Here is a 20,322-nt window from a genome sequence, read left to right as displayed (position 1 = left end):
CAGAAAGCCCGCCATGGACCTGAGTTTTTCGCCGCTCGAACTGATGTTGCTGCTCGGCGGGCTGGGCGTCGCCTCGATCATCGCCGGGCTCGTGGCGGGCCTCTTGGGCGTGGGCGGCGGCATTGTCATCGTGCCGGTGCTGTTCTGGATCTTCGGCTTCACCCATTTCCCCGATGATCTGGCCATGCACATGGCCGTGGCCACCTCGCTGGCGACGATCATCTTCACCTCCATTGTCTCCATGCGGGCCCATCACAAGCGTGGCGCGGTGGATTTTGACCTGCTCAAGCGCTGGGCGCCGGCCATGGCCGTGGGCGCGCTGGCTGGCGGGCTGGCGGCGCGCTTCTTTGAGCCGGCAGTGCTGACCGGCATCTTTGGCGTCGTCGGCCTTGCCGTCGCGGCCAACCTCGCCACCAAGCGCACGCTGGTCATCGGCCCCGCCCTACCCGCCACGCCCATCCAGGTCACGCTGGCCACGGTGATCGGCTTTGTCTCGGCGCTCATGGGCATTGGCGGCGGCACGCTGGGTGTGCCGACGCTGGCGGCCTTTTCCTATCCCATCCATCGCGCCGTGGGCACCGCGGCGGCCTTTGGCGTGGTTATCGCCATTCCCGCCGCCATCGGCTTTGTCATCTCGGGCTGGGATGTGCCGGGACGCCCGCCGCTGTCGCTGGGCTATGTGAGCCTGGTCGCAGCGGCGATCATCCTGCCCTTCACCACTTTTTTTGCCCCCATCGGCGCGCGGCTGGCGCATGCGCTGGAACCGATCTGGGTCAAGCGCGCCTTTGCGCTGTTCCTCGTGATAACCGCCGGCAAGATGCTCTATTCGAGCCTGACATGATGCCCGATCTGGTCATCGCCAATGCCCGCCTACCCGGCCAAGCGGCGGCCATGGATGTGGCGCTTGCCGATGGCCGCATCGCCGGCATCGCCCGCCATATTCCGTCCGACGCGCCGCGCCACGATGCCAATGGCGCCCTGCTTGTGGCCGGCTTTGTCGAGTGCCATATCCATCTCGACAAGGCCGGCATTCTGCATCGCGCCAGCATTGTGGAAGGCACGCTCAAGGAGGCCGTGGCCGAAACCGCCCGTCTCAAGGCCGCCTTCACCACCGAGGATGTCTATGCCCGCGCCGCCGCTGTTGTCGAACAGGCGATCAGCCATGGCACCATGGCCATGCGCACCTTTGTCGAGGTCGATCCCCGCGCGGGCCTACGCTCCTTTGAGGCCATCAAGGCGGTGCGCGCCGCCTATGCGCAATCGATCGACATCGAGATCTGCGCCTTTGCGCAGGAGGGGCTGACCAACGAGCCGGAGACGCAAGCCTTGCTCGAAGCCGCCCTGTCGGACGGGGCCGATCTCGTCGGCGGCTGCAGCTATACCGATCCCGACCCGGCCGAGCATATCCGCCGCATCTTCGCCCTGGCCGAGCGCTTCGGCGTCGCGGCAGATTTTCATGTCGATTTCGATCTAGCGCCGACCGGCTCGGACCTGCCGGCCATTATCGCCGAAACCGAGCGCCTGGGCTGGCAGGGGCGCGTTGCCTGCGGTCATGCCACCAAATTCTCCACCTGGGCTCCGACCGAGCGCGACGCCATGGCCGATCGCCTCGCAGAAGCCGGTATCGGCGTCGTCGCCCTGCCCGCCACCGATCTCTTTCTTCTCGGCCGCAGCGCCGAAACCCTGGTGCCGCGCGGCGTGGCGCCGCTGATGGCGCTGGCGGCGCGCGGCGTGGTCACGGCGGTCGCCACCAATAATGTGCTCAACCCCTTCACGCCCTATGGCGACGCCAATCTGCTGCGCATGGCCAATCTCTTCGCCAATGTGTCGCAGTTGGCGCGCGATGATGATCTGGAAGCGGCCTTTGCCATGATTGGCGCCCGCCCGGCGCAGCTGCTGGGACGTCCACATGTGCTCACTGTGGGCGCTGCGGCCGATCTGGTGCTGCTCGATGCGCCTTCGGGCGCCGATGCAGTGCGCCGCTGTGCGCCCGTTCTCGTCGGTTGGAAGCGGGGCCGGCTCAGCTTTGAGCGACCGCCAGCCATCCTGCGCTGATCGCAGACTGTCTCAGCTGGCGCGCAGGCGGAGCGTGGTGCTGGGGCGCACGCGGCCATCCCTACGGAAATCGGTCGGCGACATGCCGGCAATCTTGCGGAACGACTTGTTGAAGGCGCTGAGCGAGCCAAAGCCGCTATCCATGGCCACCTGCAAGACATTGGCGTCTTCCTGCATCAGCAGGGCCTGGGCATAGCTCAGGCGCATCAGGTTGACATAGTCGTTCAAGGTCATGCCGGTAGACTTCTTGAACACGTTCATCGCGTATTTGGGGTGGATATCGGCCGCTGATGCAATGTCGGCGGAATCGATGTCCTCGCGGAAATTCTCGGCGATGAAATCGCAGATGCGCACCACAATCGGCGAGGACTGGTGGTCCAGCCCTTCCACCGTCAGCCCGGTATTGGCGGCGTCGGGCAGCAGCCGGTAGGGGTCAAAGCGGATGCGCTCGATGCGCAGCAGCAGCTCGTCCACCGCCATGACCGCCTTCATGGGGTCGCCCGAGCGCGCATATTCGTTCCATCGCGAAAAATTGAGAGAGTCGGCGATGTCGGTGGCGTGGGTCACCAGGGTGGCGCCCTGCATCAGCCGGGCCTGCACGTCGCGCGGCAGCCGCAGGCGGAAGAAGTGCACCAACGGCAGATGGCCGCCCGTATAGACCAGATCGTCGGAGCAATCGTCGAGCTGATGCGGCAGCCCGCCCCAGAACAGGGCCATATCCCCTTGCTGGAACAGCATCTCATGGCTGCTCATCTTATAATGGGCCCAGCCGCGGACGATGTAATTGACCTCGACCTGGGCGTGCCAGTGCGGCGCGCGCATAATCAGCGGCGTTGCATGGAACATGCTGAGCGCAGTGGGCTTGCGCTCCACGCCATTGGCGACGGGCTCGTAATAGCCCCGGTCTGCCATCTTACTTTCCGCCAACTCTGCATACCCTTTTGGTGGGACGCCACCAACTATTCAGATAGCTTAGAAAGCGCTCATCGCAAGAGCAACCTAAAAGGGAGGATGAATATGAACCGTATTGCTTCGCGTCGTGGACGCGTGCTCGCCCTGGCTTTGGCCGGTGTCAGCTTTCTCAGCGTCGCCGCAGCCTCGGCCGGAGAAATCTCGGTCTGGGTGTGGGACAAGGCGTTCAATGGCGACACCATGCGTGAAGCCGGTGCGCTCTACACCGCCGATCACCCGGATGTGACGTTCAACGTCGACGATACCGCCAGCCAGGACGATATCCGCGCCAAGCTGCAGACGCAGCTGCTGGCCGGCAGCACCGAAGGTCTGCCCGACATCGTGCTGATCCAGGACGATATCGCCCAGAAGTATCTGCAGTCGTTCCCAGGCGCTTTCGAGCCCCTGTCGGATTCGATCGATATGTCCCTGTTCGCCCAGTACAAGGTTGCTGCCGCGACCCTGGACGGCAAGTCCTACTCGGTGCCGTTCGACTCCGGCGTGACCGGCCTGTTCTACCGTTCGGACTTCCTGCAGGAAGCCGGCTTCACCGCCGCTGACCTCAAGGACATCACCTGGGATCGCCTGATCGAAATCGGCAAGGTGGTCAAAGAAAAGACCGGCAAGCCCCTGCTCGACCTCGACCTCAATGACACCGGCGTCATCCGCATGATGATGCAGTCGGCCGGCGAGTGGTATTTCAACGCTGATGGCAGCCTGCACATCACCGACAATGCCGCGCTCAAGAAGGCGATCGAAACCTACGCCAAGCTGTACCAGAACGATCTGGTGAAGCCGGTTTCCGGCTGGGCCGAATACACCGGTGCCTTCACCTCGGGTGAAGTGGCCGTGGTTCCGGTTGGCGTGTGGATCACCGCGACCATCAAGGCCAATGCCGATCAGTCCGGCAAGTGGGGCGTTGCGTCGATCCCGCGTCTGGATATGGAAGGCGCTGTCAATGCCTCCAACCAGGGTGGCTCGAGCTGGTTCGTGCTTTCGTCTTCGGACAACAAGGAAGAGACCATCGACTTCCTCAAGACCGTCTGGGCCGGCAATGACGACTTCTACCAGGACATCCTGATCAAGCGCGGCGCTGTTGGCTCGCTCCTGTCGGCGCGCAATGGCGAAGCCTTCAAGGCATCCGACGAGTTCTTCGGCGGCGCACCGGTCTGGCAGGAGTTCTCGACCTGGCTGTCGCAGGTCCCGAGCGTTGACTACGGCACCTTCACTGCTGAAGTCGACGCTGCTGTCCAGGCTCAGATGCCGGGCATCATCGCCGGTGGCGATATCGATGCAGCCCTGCAGGCCATCAACGACCAGGCCCAGCAGCAGATGCAGTAACCTCCCCGACGAAAGAGGGTTCCGGCCCGCTTTCGCATGGGTCGGGCGCCAGCCAATGGCGCCCGACCTTCGGCAATTGTATCGGTTGTGCATCAGGGAGGGTGACAATTGGCGCAGGCAAGACTGCATCGCAGGGAACAGATGACCGGCTGGGCTTTTATCGCCCCTGCCCTGATCCTGCTCGGACTGTTCATGATCTATCCCATCGTCTGGTCGCTCTGGATGAGCTTCCAGGTCGGCAAGGGGATGAACCTCAGCTTTGGCGGCTTCGCCAATATCCTCAGGTTGACCAAGGACGCGGTGTTCATTCGGGCCCTGGGCAACACCTTCACCTTCTTCATCTTTCAGGTCCCGATCATGATCGTGCTGGCGCTGCTGTTCGCAGTGGCGCTCAATGACGCGACGCTGAAATTCCGCGGCTTTTTCCGCACGGCGATCTTTCTGCCCTGCGCCACCTCGCTGATCGCCTATTCCACCGTGTTCAAGTCGATGTTCGCCATCGACGGCGTGGTCAACCAGACGCTGATGGAGCTGCACCTGATCACGGCGCCCATCTCCTGGCTCGGCGACCCCTTCTGGGCCAAGGTGCTGATCATCATGGCCATCACCTGGCGCTGGACCGGCTACAACATGATCTTCTACCTGGCGGCGATGCAGAATATCGACCGCTCGATTTATGAAGCCGCCCGCATCGACGGCGTGCCGGCCTGGGCGCGCTTCCGCTACCTCACCATTCCCATGCTCAAGCCGGTGATCCTGTTCACCACCGTGATCTCCACCATCGGCACGCTGCAGCTGTTCGACGAGGTCTATAACTTCAGCGCCGGCTCGGGCGGACCCTCCGATTCCACGCTGACGCTCTCGCTCTATATCTACAACCTGACCTTCAAGTTCATGCCCAGCTTTGGCTATTCGGCCACGGTGTCCTGGGTCATCGTGGTGCTGGTGGGTATCCTGAGCTTCCTGCAGTTCCTGGTGGCACGCGATCGGAGGACGTCATGACCTTTGCCATGCTCCGTCGCGGCATCGTCTATGTGCTGCTGTCGCTGGCAGCCTTTGTCTCGGTGTTCCCGTTCTACTGGATGGTGGTCGGCGCCACCAACACCTCGGCCGAGATCATCAAGGGCAAGACCTCGCTGGGGTCGGCCCTGATCACCAATGCCACCGCCTTTTTCACCCAGGTCGATGCTCTGCGCATCTTCTGGAACTCCGGTGTCATTGCCGTCGTCGCCACGGCGCTGACGCTGCTGGTGTCGTCCCTGGCCGGCTACGGCTTTGAGATGTTCCGCTCGCGGCTGCGCGAGAAGCTGTTCGGCTTCCTGCTGCTGCTGCTATCGATCCCGTTCGCAGCCATGATGGTGCCGCTGTTCGTGATGTTCAGCCAGGCCAAGCTGGTCAACACCTTCACGGCCGTGATCCTGCCCACCATCGCCTCGATCTTCATCATCTTCTATTTCCGCCAGGCCACGAAGGCCTTCCCGCGGGAGTTGCGCGATGCCGCCAAGATCGACGGCCTCAAGGAATGGCAGATCTTCCTTTATGTCTATCTGCCGGTGATGCGCTCGACCTATGCGGCGGCCACCATCATCGTCTTCATGGCCAATTGGAACAATTACCTGTGGCCGCTGGTGGTGCTGCAGACGGCCGAGAACAAGACCATCACGCTGATCCTGTCGGGTCTGACGGCGGCCTATACGCCCGATTATGGCCTGATCCTGTTCGGCACGGTGCTCGCCACGCTCCCCACCCTCATCATCTTCTTCCTGCTCCAGCGCCGCTTCGTTGAAGGCATGCTGGGCGCGGTCAAATAAGGTTCACCACCATGAGCAGTCTCAAGCTTACGGACGTTCACAAGAGCTACGGGAAACTCGAAGTCATCAAGGGGGTCGACCTCGAAATCCAGTCCAAGGAATTCGTGGTCTTTGTCGGTCCCTCCGGCTGCGGCAAGTCCACCCTGCTGCGCATGATCGCCGGGCTCGAACACATTACCTCCGGCGATCTCGAGATCGGCGGCGTGCGCATGAATGATGTCGACCCATCCAAGCGCGGCATCGCCATGGTGTTCCAGTCCTATGCGCTCTATCCCCATATGACGGTGCGCGAGAACATGGGCTTTGCCCTGCGCTTCGCCGGCGTCGCCAAGGACCAGATCGCCAAGCAGGTCAACGAGGCCGCCCGCATCCTGGCGCTAGAGCCCCTGCTCGACCGCCTGCCCAAGGAGCTCTCGGGCGGGCAGCGCCAGCGCGTCGCCATCGGTCGCGCCATCGTGCGCAATCCGCAGGTGTTTCTGTTCGACGAGCCGCTCAGCAACCTCGACGCCGAGCTGCGCGTGCACATGCGCATCGAGATCGCGCGCCTGCACAAGGAGCTGCAGACCACCATCATCTATGTGACGCACGATCAGGTGGAGGCCATGACGCTGGCTGATACCATCGTGGTGCTGCGCGATGGCATCATCGAGCAGGTCGGCAAGCCGCTCGACCTCTATGACAATCCGGCCAATTTGTTCGTCGCCGGCTTCATCGGCTCGCCCAAGATGAACTTCATGGCCGGCGTGGTCACCGCCTCGGGCCATGGCGGGGTGACGGTGGAGCTGACCAACCAGGGCAAGGCCCATGTCGTCCTGCCGCTCAGCGGCCCTGCCCCGGCCGTCGGCGCCGCGGTGACCGTGGGCGTGCGCCCTGAGCATTTCGGGCTGGCCGGCAGCGGCGGCCCCGAGATCACCGTGGCCATCGACGTCGCCGAGCATCTGGGCTCCACCAGCTATATCTACGCCAATACCAAGAGCGGCGAGCAGATCATCATCGAGCGCGAAGAGTCGCGTCACGAGCTGGGCCATGAGTCCATCACGGTGGCCATCGACCCGGCCAAGACCTTCCTGTTCTCCGCCGCCGGCGAACGCCTGCGCTAGGCCAACGCGTTTTTGACGGCACGGCGGGCCCTTAGGGGTCGTCGTGCCGCCCGTTCATCCGCAAATGCCGCGTCCCACCGTTTTTCCGGGCGCGACCCATCCATAGGACACTCAAATGACTAGCAAAATCCGCTGGGGCATCATCGGGCCCGGTAGCATCGCCAAGGCCTTTTTCGGCGGCGTCAACGGCAGCCAGCATGGCGTTATTGCCGCCATCGCCACCCGCGATCCGAGCAAGCCGAACCTGGCCACCGATTTCCCCGGCATCCGCGTCGTGCATGGCTATGACGCCCTGCTGGCCGATCCCGAGATCGACGCCGTCTATATCGCCGTGCCGCATACCGGCCACGCCGAATGGGCCATCAAGGCCGCCCAGGCCGGCAAGCATGCGCTGGTCGAAAAGCCCTTCGCCCTCTCGGCCCACGAAATCAGCGCCGTGCTGCATGCGCACAAGAAGGCCGGCACCTTTGCTGGCGAAGCCTTCATGTATCGCCTGCATCCGCAGACCGCCAAGCTGCTTGAGCTGATCAAGTCCGGCGTCATCGGCGAAGTCCGCATGATCCAGTCGAGCTTCGGCTTCTCGATGGGCAAGTTCCAGCCCGGCCACCGCCTGTTCGCCTCTGACCTCGCCGGCGGCGGCATTCTGGACGTCGGCGGCTATCCGGTCTCCATGTCCCGTCTGATTGCCGGCGCGGCCCTGGGCAAGCCCTTTGCCGACCCGATCAAGGTCGCCGGCACTGCCAAGCTCAATGCCGAAGGCACTGACGACTGGGCTGCTGCCGTCCTCACCTTCGAGAATGGCATTGTCGCCCAGGTGTCCTGCGCCGTGATGGCCAATCTCGACAACGTCCTGCGCATCCATGGCTCGGACGGCCGCATCGAAGTGCCGGACTTCTGGTTCGCCGGTGGCGACCGCACCCTGGGTCTAGGCAAGATCGACATCATCAAGAACGGGGTGACCGAGACGATCAGCGTGGGCGAACAGCGCCACGTCTATTCCTTCGAGGCCGATGCCGCCGCCGAAGCCATCCTGGCTGGTCGCCAAGAACTCTCCGCCCCCGGCATGAGCTGGGACGATAGCCTGGGCAATGCCCGCGTGCTCGACAAATGGCGCAAGGATGCGGGCATCGAATATTCGGTCGAGACCGCTGCCAAGCGCGTCACCACGCTGGACAACCGCAAGCTGGGCGCCAACACCGGCGTCATCCCCAAGCGCTCCATTCCGGGCCTCTCCAAGCAGGCCTCGGCCGTGGCCCTGGGCTTTGAGGATTTCACCACCTTTGCCTCCGGCGCGATCCTCCTCGATGCGTTCTGGGAAAAGGGCGGCAATATCTTTGACACCGCCTTTGTCTATGGCGGCGGCTATACCGAAAAGCTGTTCGGCCAGTGGCACCGCAATCGCGGCACGCGTGAGCAGGCCGTGCTGATCGGCAAGGGCGCGCATAGCCCGCTGTGCTACCCCGACGTCATCGGCAAGCAGCTCACCCAGTCGCTGGATCGCCTGCAAACCGATTATGTCGACGTCTATTTCATGCACCGCGACAACACCGATGTGCCGGTGGGCGAGTTCGTCGACGCCATGGATGCCGAGGTCAAGAAGGGCCGCATCCGCGGGCCGTTCGGTGGCAGCAACTGGACCAAGGAGCGCTTTGACGAGGCCGTGGCCTATGCCGAACGCACCGGCAAGACCAAGCCGATGGCCCTCTCCAACAATTTCGCCCTCAGCGAAATGCTGGTGCCGATCTGGGATGGCTGCGTCACCGCCTCCACCGATGATTGGAAGGCCTGGCTCAAGGCCCGTCAGGTCACCAATTTCTCCTGGTCCAGCCAGGGCCGCGGCTTCTTTACCGACCGTGCCGGTCGCGACAAGCTCGATAACGAAGAGCTGGTCCGCTGCTGGTACAATGACACCAACTTCGCCCGTCGCGACCGCGCCATCGAGCTGGCCAAGCAGCTCGGCCAGAACCCGATCCACATCGCCCTGGCCTTCGTGCTGGAGCAGGATTTCCCATCCATCCCGCTCATCGGGCCGCGCACCCTGGGCGAACTCGACGACAGCCTCAAAACCTTCGACTTCAAGCTGACGCCCGAGCAAGTGGCTTGGCTCGACCGCGGCTAGAGGCTGGGGAGCGTTGAATAGGAAGAGGGCCCCGGTGGGGCCCTTTTTTTGTTCGGTGGGAAGTGGGTGTCGACTGAGAGACGTCCCTGGTTCTTCTCCCGCGCGTCGCCGCATTAGGCCGAACAGATTTTCTTCACTGTTCGCACAAGACGCACAGTTACACCAAGGTGCGTGCTTGTCTGCCCTGACGGCCTGGCTTATGTTCATCGTTGCGGGACGATAAAGCCCGCAATGTTCTCAGGGCGGGGTGCAATTCCCCACCGGCGGTAAAGGCGGCAACGCCAAGCCCGCGAGCGCTTCGCGCTATGAGGCTGCCCGATGTTCGCTGCCGCGAGTCAAGTGGCGGTGTTTTCGAGAACCGGAGCGGAGCGTACTCTAAGGTACGTGAGCACCGGAAGCGCAGGAAACGCCGCAAATTGGCCGGGGCAGTAGAAGAGCGGGCGGGCTCAGAGGCGAAGGTCAGCAGATCCGGTGCAATTCCGGGGCCGACGGTATAGTCCGGATGAAAGAGAACGGGACCAACGCTGGCGCGCCGGCGTCTGCACCGCTTTGCGGGCGCAGATGTGGGCCGTGGCGAGCCTTCCCGTAACCCTGAGGAAACTGGTTACGGAAAGGATTATTCATGAACCACGTTTCCTCCCCATCGACCAACGGCGCCGCAACAGGCGCCCTGTTCATGGTCATCGCGAGCCTGGCCTTCGCCGGCTCCAACCTGCTGCAATCGGCCCTGCCCACCCCCGTCGAATATGGCGGCTATGGCATGAGCTCGACCGGCATGGCCTTCTGGCAATATCTGATTGCCTCGATCCTGGCCCTGCCCCTGATCTTCCGCATCGGTATCGACAAGCTGCGCACCACGCGGCCGCTGCTGCATGAAATCCGCGCCTTCGTCTCGGCGCTGGGTGTGCATGTGTTCGTCTATGGCTTCGCCACCGGCGTACCGATCTGGCAAATGGTGACCCTTTTGGCCACCGGCCCGCTGTTCATTATCCTGGCCTCAACGCTGTTCCTGGGCGAGCGCGCCTCCAGCGCCCGCATCCTCGCCGCCCTCGTCGGCTTTGTCGGCGCCATCCTGATCTCCGGGGTGGGCGCTGAGGGCCTCACCTGGTCGACGCTGATCCCGATCCTGGCCGCCGCGCTCTGGGCCACCACGGACGTTTTGACCAAATATCTCTCCCGCACGGAAGCGCCGGAGACACTGACCATCTCGCTGCTCGTGCTGGTGACGCCCAATCACCTGCTGATCCTGCTGGCCGTCAATGCGCTGGCTTGGCTGGCCCCCGCCGCCCTGCCGGCGGGCCTTGCCACGGGCTTCCCATTCGCCCTGCCCTCGGGCGATGCGCTGTGGCTGCTGCTGCTCTTGGGCGCTCTCACCGGCGCCGCGCAATATCTGCTGAGCTATGCCTATAAGGTCGCCGACGCCACCTATCTGCAGCCGTTCGGTGACCTCAAGGTGCCGCTGAGTGGCCTCTTGGGCTGGATCATCCTCGGCCAGGTGCCCTCGGTCTGGTTCTGGCCCGGCGCGCTGATGATCCTGGCCGCGTCCAGCTTCATCCTCTGGGTCGAGGGTCACGAGACAAGCCAGCCGAGCCTGGCCTAAACCCACCGCCGGCCCTGCCCACACGCGGGGCCGGCGTTCCCATCGCTAGAGGCTGACCCAGGCCTGTTCGGCCTGGCTCCTGGCCATGGCATGCACCGCCCGCTCGATGCCCAGGCCAGCCTCAAAATCGATCACCCGGGCCGGCTCGCCCGCAATGGCGCGCAGCAGTTCGTGGCATTCGATCAGCTTGAGGTCATTGAACCCCAGCCCATGGCCGGGCGCGGGAATGAAGCGGTCATAGGGCGCGTGCTGCGGCCCGGCCAGAATGGTGCGAAAACCCTGCGTGGCCGCATCGCCATCGGCCAGAAAAAGCTGCAGCTCGTTCATGCGCTCCTGATCATAGACAATTGAGCCCTTGCTGCCGAAGATCTGCAGCGCGATGCGCCCCTTGCGGCCCCAGGCCGAGCGATTGAGCGCCATCACCCCACTGATCCCCTCGCCGATGTCAAAGAGTATGCTGGCGATGTCGAAGGTTTCGACAGCCCTGCGGTTTCCCTCCCGTGTGGGGCGGTCGGCATAGGGTTTTGAGAGATGGGCGAAGACGCGGGTGACCGGACCAAAGAGTTGCAGCAGCAGGCTCAGCGGATGCACGCCGAAATCGTCCAGCGCGCCATAGCCGGAGCTGGCCTCGCTCTTCCAATAGAACAGCGCTTCGGGGTCGGCCATGAAGTCCTCGTCCATTTCGAGCCGGACGTGGTTGACGATGCCGATGCTGCCGGCATCGAGGATCTCGCCGATCTGCCGCATCAGCGGGTTCTGGATGTAGTTGTAGCCCAGGATGGCGATGCGGCCGCTGGCGCGGGCGGCCTCTGCCATGGCTTCGGCATCGCGCAGGCTCACCGCCATGGGCTTTTCGCACCAGACGTGCTTGCCGGCCTTGAGCGCGGCAATCGCCATTTCGGCGTGGAAGGCATTGGGCGTGGTCACCGAGACCACATCGACCTCGGGGTCGGCGATCAGCGCGCGCCAGTCGCCGGTTGCGCGTTCAAAGCCGAAGGCATCGGCGCGCTGGCGGGCGAAATCGGCGTCGGTCTCGGCCAGATGCACCAGGCGCGGCCGTGGCCCGTCGCCAAACACGGCCTTGACGCCGTTCCAGGCCAGCGCATGGCACTTGCCCATATAGCCGGTGCCGATCAGGCCCACGCCGATAGTTGCTGTCATCGCATCCTCCCATGCTGGGGGACAAAATAGTCCATTTGTTCCAATCCCGGAATTGGCTTTGTGTTGGCACTTGATTGCTCGGCGCGATTGGAGATTATGGGGCCGACCACGCGCCAGCAGCGAGCCATGCGATGACCGATGCCGCCGAAAAAGCCGAACCGCCGCAGGACTTTGATTCCCTGCGCGTGGCCATCCTCGAACGGCGGAGCGAATTGCCCAAGCGGCTGACCCAGGTGGCCGCCTATGCGCTCGATCATCCGGACGAAATCGCCTTTGGCACCGCCGCCAGCATTGCCGCCTCCGCCAATGTGCAGCCCTCAACGCTGGTGCGCTTCGCCCAGCATTTCGGCTTCGACGGCTTCTCGGGCCTGCAGCTGCTGTTCCGGGCCCGACTGCGGGAGCGCACCTCGTCTTACGAAGACCGGCTGCGGACGCTGGAGCAGAACGGTCCGGCTTTGGCCGAGAGCACGACGATCTTCAATGGCTTTGTCGCAGCTGCGCATCGCTCCATCGATGCCGTGGCTGCGGCGGTGGACCCGGCGGCCTTTGAGCGGGCGGTGACCCTCCTGGCGCAGGCCGACACCATCTATCTCATCGCCAAGCGGCGCTCTTATCCCATCACCAGCTACATGGCCTATGCGTTCGGCAAGCTGAAGGTGCGCTCGCAACTGGTGGGAACCTCGGCCGGCATTGATGATGATCTTCTGGCCATGGCCACACCGCGAGATGCGGCCTTTGCCATCAGCTTTTCGCCCTATGCTTCCGAGAGCGCGGCCCAGGCCCGCTCCATGGCGGCGCGCGGCATCCCGGTGGTGTCGCTGACCGATTCGGCCTTCTCCCCGCTCAGCGAATGTTCGCGCGAGTGGTTCGAGGTGGTGGAAGCCGATCATGCCGGCTTCCGCTCGCTGTCGGCCAGCATGGCCTTTGCCATGGCGCTGACCGTGAGCATTGCCGAAAAGCGGCGCCGCGGCTGACGTTTCGCATTTGGAATGTACATTCCATATTGACGGATATTCGAAACCGATGTTTCATGCCGGCCAACCAGCCTGCTGGACAATTCAACATCGGCCGAAGGCCATTTGGGGAGGACGGCGTCCGCGCCTGCCCGCCCCGAAAAAGGAATAACTATGCTCGACGTGATCACGATCGGCCGCGCTTCGGTCGACCTTTATGGCCAGCAGATCGGCACTAAGCTCGAAGACATCGGCAGCTTCGCCAAATCGGTGGGCGGCTGCCCGGCCAATATCGCGGTGGGCACGGCGCGGCTGGGGCTGAAGTCGGCGCTGATCACCCGCGTGGGCAATGAGCAGATGGGTCGCTTCATTCGCGAGCAGCTGGCCCGCGAAGGCGTCGAGACCGCTGGCATCGCCACCGATCCGGAGCGCCTGACCGCCCTGGTGCTGCTCTCGGTCGAGGCCGAGGGCGTGTCGCCGATGATCTTTTATCGCAGCGACTGCGCCGATATGGCCCTGTCGGAAGACGATATCGACGAGGCCCTGATCGCCTCGGCGAAATCCATCGTCGTGACCGGCACGCATTTCTCCCGCGCCAATAGCGAAGCGGCGCAGAAGAAGGCGATCCGCATCGCCAAGGCCAATGGCGCCAAGGTGGCGTTCGACATCGACTATCGCCCCAATCTGTGGGGCCTGGCCGGCCATGAAGCCGGCTTCTCGCGCTATGTCGCCTCTGACGTGGTGTCACAGAAATACAGGTCCATCCTACCCGATTGCGATCTGATCGTGGGCACCGAGGAAGAGGTGCTGATCGCCTCGGGCGAGGCCGATCTGCTGGCTGCACTCAAGACCATCCGGTCGCTCTCCAAGGCCACCATCGTGCTCAAGCGCGGCCCGATGGGCTGCATCGTCTATGATGGCGCTATTCCCGATGACCTCGAAAAGGGCATTGTCGGCAAGGGCTTCCCCATCGAGGTATTCAACGTGCTGGGTGCCGGCGACGCCTTCATGAGCGGCTGGCTGCGTGGCTGGCTGCGTGGCGAATCCCACGCCACCAGCGCCACCTGGGCCAATGCCTGCGGCGCCTTTGCCGTGTCGCGCCTGCTCTGCTCGCCGGAATATCCGAGCTGGACCGAGCTCAGCCATTTCCTCAGCAAGGGCAGCAGCGAACGTGCCCTGCGCAAGGATGCCGAACTCAACCATCTGCACTGGGCCGCCAATCGCCGACGCCAGATCCCCAGCCTGATGGCCCTGGCGATCGATCATCGCAGCCAGCTCGAAGACATGGCCGGCGGCGATGCCACCGCGCTGGCCCGCATTCCGGCGTTCAAGGCGCTGGCCGTGCAGGCGGCCCTGCGCATTGCCGATGGCCGCCCCGGCTTCGGCATGCTGCTCGATGACAAATACGGCCGCGACGCGCTGTTCGCTGCTGGTTCGCTGCCCGATTTCTGGATCGGCAAACCGATCGAGCTGCCCGGCTCGCGCCCGCTCAAGTTCGAATTCAGCCAGGATCTGGGCTCGCGCCTGGTCGATTGGCCGGTGGATCACTGCATCAAGGTACTGTGCTTCTATCATCCTGACGACGATGCCGCGCTCAAGCAGCAGCAGATCGAGACTCTGCGCACCGCCTATGAGGCCGCCCGCAGAATCGGCCGCGACCTGCTGATCGAGATAATCGCCGGCAAGCATGGCGTGCTGGGCGAGGACACCATCGCCCGCGCCATGACCGAAATCTATGACGCCGGTCTCAAGCCGGACTGGTGGAAGCTCGAACCGCAGACCAGCGCGGCCGCCTGGGCCGCCATCGACACTGTGATCGAGACGCGCGACCCGTGGTGCCGAGGCGTGGTGCTGCTCGGGCTCGAAGCCAGTCACGAGGCACTCGAAGCCGGCTTCACCCTGGCCCGCGGCTCGCGCACCGTGCGCGGCTTTGCCGTCGGTCGCACCATTTTCGCCGATGCGGCCCGCCAGTGGCTGGCCGGCAGCATGAGCGACGACGCGGCGGTGGACGACATGGCGCAGCGCTTCGGCGCGCTGGTCGCAGTCTGGGAACGGCTGGGCCAAAGCGCCGCGTAATACGCCGCGCACAAGCATGCTAGAATAACAGCAAGGCGCCCGACGCGCCCACGACGAGGATCAAGGCGATGAGCCCCAAGACAGTTCGACTAACGATGGCCCAGGCCGTGGCCCGGTTCCTGACCATGCAGAAGACCGAGATCGATGGCGAGATCATGCCGATCTTTGGCGGCATCTTCGCCATTTTCGGCCACGGCAATGTCGCCGGCATCGGCGAGGCGCTGCATGGCATAAAGGACACGCTGCCCACCTATCGCGCCCAGAATGAGCAGGGCATGGCCAATGCGGCCGTGGCCTATGCCAAGGCCAGCTTCCGCCAGCGCTTTATGGCCTGCACCACCTCGATCGGCCCCGGCGCGCTCAACATGGTCACGGCCGCCGCGCTCGCCCATGTCAATCGCCTCCCCGTGCTGCTGCTGCCCGGCGATGTCTTTGCCAATCGCCTGCCCGACCCGGTGTTGCAGCAGGTGGAAGACTGGGGCGATGGCAGCGTCACCGCCAACGACTGCTTCAAGCCGGTCAGCCGTTATTTTGACCGCATCACCCGCCCCGAGCAGATCATCCCGGCCCTGCGCCGAGCCATGCAGGTGCTGACCGATCCGGCCGAATGCGGCACGGTGACCCTCAGCCTCTGCCAGGATGTGCAGGCCGAGGCCTATGACTATCCCGAGAGCTTTTTTGCCGAGACGGTCTGGCGCGTGCGCCGGCCGATGCCCGATGCCGACGAATTCGCTGCCGCCGCAACGGCGCTGCTGCACGCCAAAAAGCCGGTGATCATCGCCGGTGGCGGCGTGCTCTATTCGCAGGCCAGCACGGCGCTGCGCAATTTTGCCGAGCGCTATGGTGTGCCCGTGCTCGAGACCCAGGCCGGCAAGTCCAGCCTGCCGCATGACCATGCGCTCAACATGGGTTCGGTCGGCGTTACCGGTACCTCCGCCTCCAATAGCCTGGCCGAGGAGGCCGATGTGGTGCTGGCCGTCGGCACGCGCCTCCAGGATTTCACCACGGGTTCCTGGGCGCTGTTCAAGAACGATGATCTCAAGATCATCGGCCTCAACGTCCAGCCCTTCGATGCGCACAAGCACCGCGCCCTGCCCCTGGTGGCCGACGCCAAGGCCGGGCTCGATGCCCTCAATCAGGCGCTGACCGGCTGGCAGGTCGAGAGTGCCTGGACCAATAAGGCCAAGGCCGGCAAGGACGTCTGGCTGGAGGCCGCCGACAAGGCCACGGCCACCACCAATGCCGAGCTGCCCTCGGACGCCCAGGTGATCGGCGCCGTGCAGCGCGCGCGTGAGAATGCCGTGCTGGTCTGCGCGGCCGGCGGCCTGCCGGGCGAGCTGCACAAGCTGTGGAAGGCCAATGGCCCGGGCAGCTACCACATGGAATATGGCTTCTCGACCATGGGCTACGAGATCGCGGGCGGCCTCGGCGTCAAGCTGGCGCGGCCGCAGGACGATGTCGTGGTGATGGTCGGCGACGGCAGCTACATGATGATGAACTCGGAAATCGCCAGCTCGGTCATGCTCGGCGCCAAGCTCACCATCGTGCTGCTCGACAATGCTGGCTATGGCTGCATCAACCGGCTGCAAATGGCGACCGGTGGCGCCAACTTCAACAATCTGTTGAAGGACACCCACCATGTTACGCTGCCCGGAATCGATTTTGCCGCGCATGCCGCCGCCATGGGCGCCCTCACCCGCAAGGTCAGCTCCATCGCTGAGCTGGAAACGGCGCTGCAGGAGACCGAAGCCAATGACCGCACGACCGTCATCGTGATTGACACCGATCCGCTTGTTACCACCGATGCCGGCGGACACTGGTGGGATGTCGCCGTGCCGGAAGTGAGCGATCGCCCGCAGGTCAATGCCGCGCGCGAAGCCTATGTGAAGGCCCTCAAGGCACAGCGCGCCGGCTAATCACCGCCGCCTCCTATCCTCAATGTCATTCCGGCCCGCGCTGGAATGACATTGCCAATTTGACGACGCCCAATGGGCCAGAATTCGGAGCATAAAGTGAAAGCAAAACTCGGCATGTCGCCCATCGCATGGTGGAACGACGATCTGGTGGAACTGAGCGACGACGTCTCGCTGGAAGAATGCCTGCGCCAGTCGCGCTCGGCGGGCTTTACCGGCATGGAAAAGGGCCGCCGCTTCCCCGACGATCCCGATGTCATGCTGCCCATCCTCAAGGCCGCCGACGTGACGCTGTGCGGTGGCTGGTTCTCGGGCACACTGGTCGAGGAAGACTTGGCGGCGAACAAGGACCGCATCGCGCCGATGATCGAGCTGTTCAAGGCGGTCGACGCGCCCTGCATCGTCTATGGCGAAGTGGGCCGCTCCATCCAGGGCAAGCGCGAGATCCCGTTGGCGCAGAAGGCCAAGCTCTCGGACGACGAGATGAAGGCCTATGCGCGCAAGGTCACCGAGTTCGGTGAATGGTGCGCGGCCCAGGGCATGCCTCTCGCCTATCACCACCATATGGCGGCCGTGGTCGAGACCGAAGCTGAGCTCGATGCGTTCATGAAGCATTCGGGCGCCGGCATTCCGCTGCTGCTCGATGCCGGCCACCTGGCCTTTGCCGGCGGCAATGTGCTGCGCGCCATCGACAATCACCACGCCCGCATCACCCATGTGCACGTCAAGGACGTCCGCATGGATGTGATCAACAAGCTCGACCGCACCAAGCAGTCGTTCCTTGATGCCGTGGCGCTGGGTGCCTTCACCGTGCCGGGCGATGGCTCGCTCGATTTCGGCGCCATCGTGCAGAAGTTTGCCGACTATGGCTATGAGGGCTGGTTCGTCGTCGAGGCGGAGCAGGATCCCAAGGCCAATCCGCCGCTCAAAATGGCCCAGGTCGGCCACAAGGAGCTGATGCGGGTGATGACGGCGGCCGGCTACACCGTCGAAACGCAAGGCTTCCCCAAGGGGTGAGTTTTGTCCCTGCCCTGTGCTAAGAGCTAGCCAGACGCAATCGAAAATGAAGGCAGGTCGGCGTGAAGGCAAATGAAGTAAGCTGGTTCCGCCCGCTGTGGCGGCGCCTGGCAGTGGCGGTGTTTTTGACCATCTGGCTGGCATGGGAACTGCTCTGGACCAAGGACCAGTTCTGGGCCTTCCTGGTCGGGGCCGCCCTGCTCTACGCGCTCTACAACTTCTTCTATGCGTTCCCCAAGGAGGACCCCACCAATGGCGAACAACCCCAACCTCCGCGTCCGCCCGAAGGGAACGACGGGACTGGTGCATGATGTCACGCCGGCCAATGCCGGCTGGACTTACGTCGGCTTTGCCCTGCACAAGTTGAACGAAGGCCAGGTTGCCGGCGGCGACGCCGGCGCCAATGAATTGTGCCTGGTGCTGGTGAGCGGCAAGGCACGCATCTCGGTGGACGGCGTCGATCTCGGCGTTATCGGCGAGCGCATGAGCCCCTTCGAGGGCGCGCCCTGGGCGGTCTATGTGCCGCTGGGCAGCGAATGGGTGGCCGATGCCACCACAGCGGTCGAACTGGCGGTCTGTGCGGCGCCTGGCGGCGGCAATTACACCGCGCAGGTGATCCCGCCGGGTCGCCACCCCCGCATTACCCGCGGCAAGGGCGCCAATGTGCGCCATGTCTACAACATCATGCCCGAGGACGACGGCGCCGCCAATTCGCTCCTGGTGGTCGAGGTCATTACCCCGCAGGGCAATACCTCGTCCTATCCGCCGCACAAGCATGACCAGGATAACCTGCCGCATGAAAGCCAGCTGGAAGAGACCTATTTCCACCGGCTCAACCCGCCGCAGGGCTTTGCCATGCAGCGCGTCTATACCGATGACCGGAGCCTGGATGAAGCGCTGGTGATCGAAGATGGCGATGTGACGCTGGTACCCAAGGGCTACCACCCTGTCGCCACCACGGCCGGCTATGACCTCTATTATCTCAACGTCATGGCCGGGCCCAAGCGGGTGTGGAAATTCCACAATGCGCCGGAACACGAATGGCTGCTGAAATAGTCCAAATGAAAAGGCCGCCCAATGGGCGGCCTTCTTGTCTCAGGTGTCAGATGCCCGGGCCTCAGCGGCCCTGGAACACGCTCTTGTCGGCCATCACGCCGGTGATCTCGCTGACCTTGACGGCGCGACCTTCCTGGATGGACTTCAGCGCCGCATCGGCCAGGGCCAGGGCGATCAGGCCGTCGATGCCGCTGGGCGAGGCCGGGGACTTCGATTCCACCGCGTCGATGAAGGCGGTGATCTCAAGCGCATAGGCCTCGGTATAGCGCGTCATGAAGAAGTCATGCAGCGGCGGACGGGTATAGCCCTTGGCATTGGCCACTTCGATGGAGACCGGACGCTGGTTCTCGGCGGCAACGGCGCCCTTGGAGCCATGCACTTCGATGCGCTGGTCATAGCCATAGGTGGCGCGGCGCGAGTTGGAGATGGTGGCATGCTTGCCCGAGGCCGTTGCCAGCATCACCGAGACACTGTCGTGGTCGCCGGCTTCGCCAATGGCCTTGTCGACCAGTACGGAAGCCTGGGCCGAGACGGTCTCGATCTCTTCGCCGAGCAGGAAGCGGGCCATGTCAAAATCATGGATGGTCATGTCGCGCAGGATGCCGCCCGAGCGCTTGATATAGTCGACCGGCGGGGCGCCGGGGTCGCGGGAGATGATGGTGACCATCTCGACATCGCCAATTTCGCCCTTGGCGATCACGTCATGCACAGCCATGAAATGGGGATCGAAACGCCGGTTGAAGCCAACCATCAGCGTGCCGCCTTCGGCATCAACGACCTTGAGGCAGGCCTTGACGCGCTCGACGCTGAGGTCGATCGGCTTCTCGCAGAAGATGGCCTTGCCGGCCTTGGTGAACTGCTCGATCAGGTCGGCATGGGTATCGGTGGGGGTGCAGATCACCACCGCATCGATGTCCTTGGCCGCCAGGATGTCGGCGATGGAGCGCACTTCGCAGCCATACTGGCCGGCGAGATCGGTGGCGGCCTTCTCGAAGGCGTCGGCCACAGCCACGAGCTTGGCCTTGGGATTGGACGACACGGCCTTGGCATGCACCTTGCCAATGCGGCCAGCGCCAAGCAGGCCGAAACGAACGGTCATTTGGTAGTCTCCGGTATGCGCGCGAACAGCGCGGGTCAGTCTCACTCAGGCCAGGCCGCAGCGGGCGACA

General features: G+C 63.9%; 17 protein-coding genes and 1 riboswitch. Of the genes, 14 read left to right on the top strand and 3 right to left on the bottom strand.

What is annotated here, in order from left to right; genetic code table 11:
• The first annotated feature begins 13 nt into the window (after window positions 1-13).
• Together E8M79_RS09215 and E8M79_RS09210 are read left to right on the top strand one after the other, a co-directional pair.
• Window positions 14-841 carry a sulfite exporter TauE/SafE family protein gene (locus tag E8M79_RS09215; RefSeq protein ID WP_137151626.1) on the top strand — a complete coding sequence of 276 codons (828 nt, stop codon included), beginning with the start codon at window positions 14-16 and terminating at the stop codon, window positions 839-841.
• Complete coding sequence (locus E8M79_RS09210; protein ID WP_171015799.1) at window positions 838-2,055, top strand: amidohydrolase family protein; 1,218 nt, start codon at window positions 838-840, stop codon at window positions 2,053-2,055. The genes E8M79_RS09215 and E8M79_RS09210 overlap by 4 nt, the downstream gene beginning before the upstream one ends.
• Before the next feature lie 12 nt (window positions 2,056-2,067).
• On the opposite strand, the gene E8M79_RS09205 is transcribed toward E8M79_RS09210, so the two are convergent.
• Complete coding sequence (locus E8M79_RS09205; RefSeq protein WP_137151625.1) at window positions 2,068-2,967, bottom strand: helix-turn-helix domain-containing protein; 900 nt, start codon at window positions 2,965-2,967, stop codon at window positions 2,068-2,070.
• A gap of 105 nt (window positions 2,968-3,072) precedes the next feature.
• On the opposite strand from E8M79_RS09205, the gene E8M79_RS09200 reads away from it, so the two are divergent.
• The 6 genes from E8M79_RS09200 to E8M79_RS09175 all read left to right on the top strand — a co-directional run bounded on the left by E8M79_RS09200 (window position 3,073) and on the right by E8M79_RS09175 (window position 10,977).
• Complete coding sequence (locus E8M79_RS09200; RefSeq protein WP_137151624.1) at window positions 3,073-4,347, top strand: extracellular solute-binding protein; 1,275 nt, start codon at window positions 3,073-3,075, stop codon at window positions 4,345-4,347.
• 141 nt (window positions 4,348-4,488) lie between these two features.
• Window positions 4,489-5,349, top strand: coding sequence for a sugar ABC transporter permease (locus tag E8M79_RS09195; RefSeq protein ID WP_137151623.1), 861 nt, complete (start codon window positions 4,489-4,491; stop codon window positions 5,347-5,349).
• The gene (locus E8M79_RS09190) at window positions 5,346-6,158 is read left to right on the top strand and encodes a carbohydrate ABC transporter permease (RefSeq protein ID WP_137151622.1); all 813 of its coding nucleotides are present in this window, start codon (window positions 5,346-5,348) and stop codon (window positions 6,156-6,158) included. The genes E8M79_RS09195 and E8M79_RS09190 overlap by 4 nt, the downstream gene beginning before the upstream one ends.
• 11 nt (window positions 6,159-6,169) lie before the next feature.
• Window positions 6,170-7,258, top strand: coding sequence for a sn-glycerol-3-phosphate ABC transporter ATP-binding protein UgpC (ugpC, locus tag E8M79_RS09185; protein ID WP_137151621.1), 1,089 nt, complete (start codon window positions 6,170-6,172; stop codon window positions 7,256-7,258).
• Between the two features lie 115 nt (window positions 7,259-7,373).
• Window positions 7,374-9,377 (top strand): aldo/keto reductase, encoded by a 2,004-nt coding sequence (locus E8M79_RS09180; RefSeq protein WP_137151620.1) that lies wholly within the window; start codon window positions 7,374-7,376, stop codon window positions 9,375-9,377.
• Between the two features lie 229 nt (window positions 9,378-9,606).
• Window positions 9,607-9,895: riboswitch (FMN riboswitch) on the top strand.
• Window positions 9,896-9,999: 104 nt separating this feature from the next.
• Window positions 10,000-10,977: a DMT family transporter gene (locus E8M79_RS09175; protein WP_137151619.1), complete on the top strand. Its 978-nt coding sequence runs from the start codon at window positions 10,000-10,002 to the stop codon at window positions 10,975-10,977.
• Window positions 10,978-11,022: 45 nt separating this feature from the next.
• Here E8M79_RS09175 and E8M79_RS09170 read toward each other — a convergent pair whose 3' ends face one another.
• A complete protein-coding gene (locus tag E8M79_RS09170) occupies window positions 11,023-12,138 on the bottom strand; it encodes a Gfo/Idh/MocA family oxidoreductase (protein ID WP_137151618.1) in 1,116 nt (371 codons plus the stop codon).
• Window positions 12,139-12,269: 131 nt separating this feature from the next.
• On the opposite strand from E8M79_RS09170, the gene E8M79_RS09165 reads away from it, so the two are divergent.
• From E8M79_RS09165 to iolB, 6 genes are all read left to right on the top strand, one after another.
• Entirely contained in the window at window positions 12,270-13,112 is an 843-nt protein-coding gene (locus E8M79_RS09165) for a MurR/RpiR family transcriptional regulator (protein ID WP_137151617.1), read from the top strand.
• A 153-nt stretch (window positions 13,113-13,265) separates the two neighbouring features.
• Window positions 13,266-15,167 carry a 5-dehydro-2-deoxygluconokinase gene (gene iolC, locus E8M79_RS09160; RefSeq protein ID WP_137151616.1) on the top strand — a complete coding sequence of 634 codons (1,902 nt, stop codon included), beginning with the start codon at window positions 13,266-13,268 and terminating at the stop codon, window positions 15,165-15,167.
• Window positions 15,168-15,235: 68 nt separating this feature from the next.
• Window positions 15,236-17,083 carry a 3D-(3,5/4)-trihydroxycyclohexane-1,2-dione acylhydrolase (decyclizing) gene (gene iolD / locus E8M79_RS09155; RefSeq protein ID WP_137151615.1) on the top strand — a complete coding sequence of 616 codons (1,848 nt, stop codon included), beginning with the start codon at window positions 15,236-15,238 and terminating at the stop codon, window positions 17,081-17,083.
• Window positions 17,084-17,179: 96 nt separating this feature from the next.
• Entirely contained in the window at window positions 17,180-18,097 is a 918-nt protein-coding gene (gene iolE / locus E8M79_RS09150) for a myo-inosose-2 dehydratase (RefSeq protein WP_137151614.1), read from the top strand.
• A 62-nt stretch (window positions 18,098-18,159) separates the two neighbouring features.
• Window positions 18,160-18,408: a hypothetical protein gene (locus tag E8M79_RS09145; RefSeq protein ID WP_137151613.1), complete on the top strand. Its 249-nt coding sequence runs from the start codon at window positions 18,160-18,162 to the stop codon at window positions 18,406-18,408.
• On the top strand, window positions 18,350-19,153 hold the full coding sequence (gene iolB, locus E8M79_RS09140) for a 5-deoxy-glucuronate isomerase (RefSeq protein WP_137151612.1): 804 nt from the start codon (window positions 18,350-18,352) through the stop codon (window positions 19,151-19,153). The genes E8M79_RS09145 and iolB overlap by 59 nt, the downstream gene beginning before the upstream one ends.
• 61 nt (window positions 19,154-19,214) lie before the next feature.
• Here the strand turns inward: iolB and iolG are convergent, their stop codons facing one another.
• On the bottom strand, window positions 19,215-20,252 hold the full coding sequence (gene iolG / locus E8M79_RS09135) for an inositol 2-dehydrogenase (protein WP_137151611.1): 1,038 nt from the start codon (window positions 20,250-20,252) through the stop codon (window positions 19,215-19,217).
• Window positions 20,253-20,322: the final 70 nt, after the last annotated feature.

The organism is Devosia sp. FKR38 (genome assembly GCF_005222805.1).
Taxonomy (GTDB): Bacteria; Pseudomonadota; Alphaproteobacteria; order Rhizobiales; family Devosiaceae; genus Devosia.
The sequence above is the reverse complement of the archived record's forward strand: the minus strand, read 5'-3'. Positions and strand labels throughout refer to the sequence as shown.

Coding starts and splice junctions, on each gene's coding strand:
- E8M79_RS09215 (WP_137151626.1), top strand. CDS start 14: ATGGACCTGAGTTTTTCGCCGCTCGAACTGATGTTGCTGCTCGGCGGG.
- E8M79_RS09210 (WP_171015799.1), top strand. CDS start 838: ATGATGCCCGATCTGGTCATCGCCAATGCCCGCCTACCCGGCCAAGCG.
- E8M79_RS09205 (WP_137151625.1), bottom strand. CDS start 2,967: ATGGCAGACCGGGGCTATTACGAGCCCGTCGCCAATGGCGTGGAGCGC.
- E8M79_RS09200 (WP_137151624.1), top strand. CDS start 3,073: ATGAACCGTATTGCTTCGCGTCGTGGACGCGTGCTCGCCCTGGCTTTG.
- E8M79_RS09195 (WP_137151623.1), top strand. CDS start 4,489: ATGACCGGCTGGGCTTTTATCGCCCCTGCCCTGATCCTGCTCGGACTG.
- E8M79_RS09190 (WP_137151622.1), top strand. CDS start 5,346: ATGACCTTTGCCATGCTCCGTCGCGGCATCGTCTATGTGCTGCTGTCG.
- ugpC (WP_137151621.1), top strand. CDS start 6,170: ATGAGCAGTCTCAAGCTTACGGACGTTCACAAGAGCTACGGGAAACTC.
- E8M79_RS09180 (WP_137151620.1), top strand. CDS start 7,374: ATGACTAGCAAAATCCGCTGGGGCATCATCGGGCCCGGTAGCATCGCC.
- E8M79_RS09175 (WP_137151619.1), top strand. CDS start 10,000: ATGAACCACGTTTCCTCCCCATCGACCAACGGCGCCGCAACAGGCGCC.
- E8M79_RS09170 (WP_137151618.1), bottom strand. CDS start 12,138: ATGACAGCAACTATCGGCGTGGGCCTGATCGGCACCGGCTATATGGGC.
- E8M79_RS09165 (WP_137151617.1), top strand. CDS start 12,270: ATGACCGATGCCGCCGAAAAAGCCGAACCGCCGCAGGACTTTGATTCC.
- iolC (WP_137151616.1), top strand. CDS start 13,266: ATGCTCGACGTGATCACGATCGGCCGCGCTTCGGTCGACCTTTATGGC.
- iolD (WP_137151615.1), top strand. CDS start 15,236: ATGAGCCCCAAGACAGTTCGACTAACGATGGCCCAGGCCGTGGCCCGG.
- iolB (WP_137151612.1), top strand. CDS start 18,350: ATGGCGAACAACCCCAACCTCCGCGTCCGCCCGAAGGGAACGACGGGA.
- iolG (WP_137151611.1), bottom strand. CDS start 20,252: ATGACCGTTCGTTTCGGCCTGCTTGGCGCTGGCCGCATTGGCAAGGTG.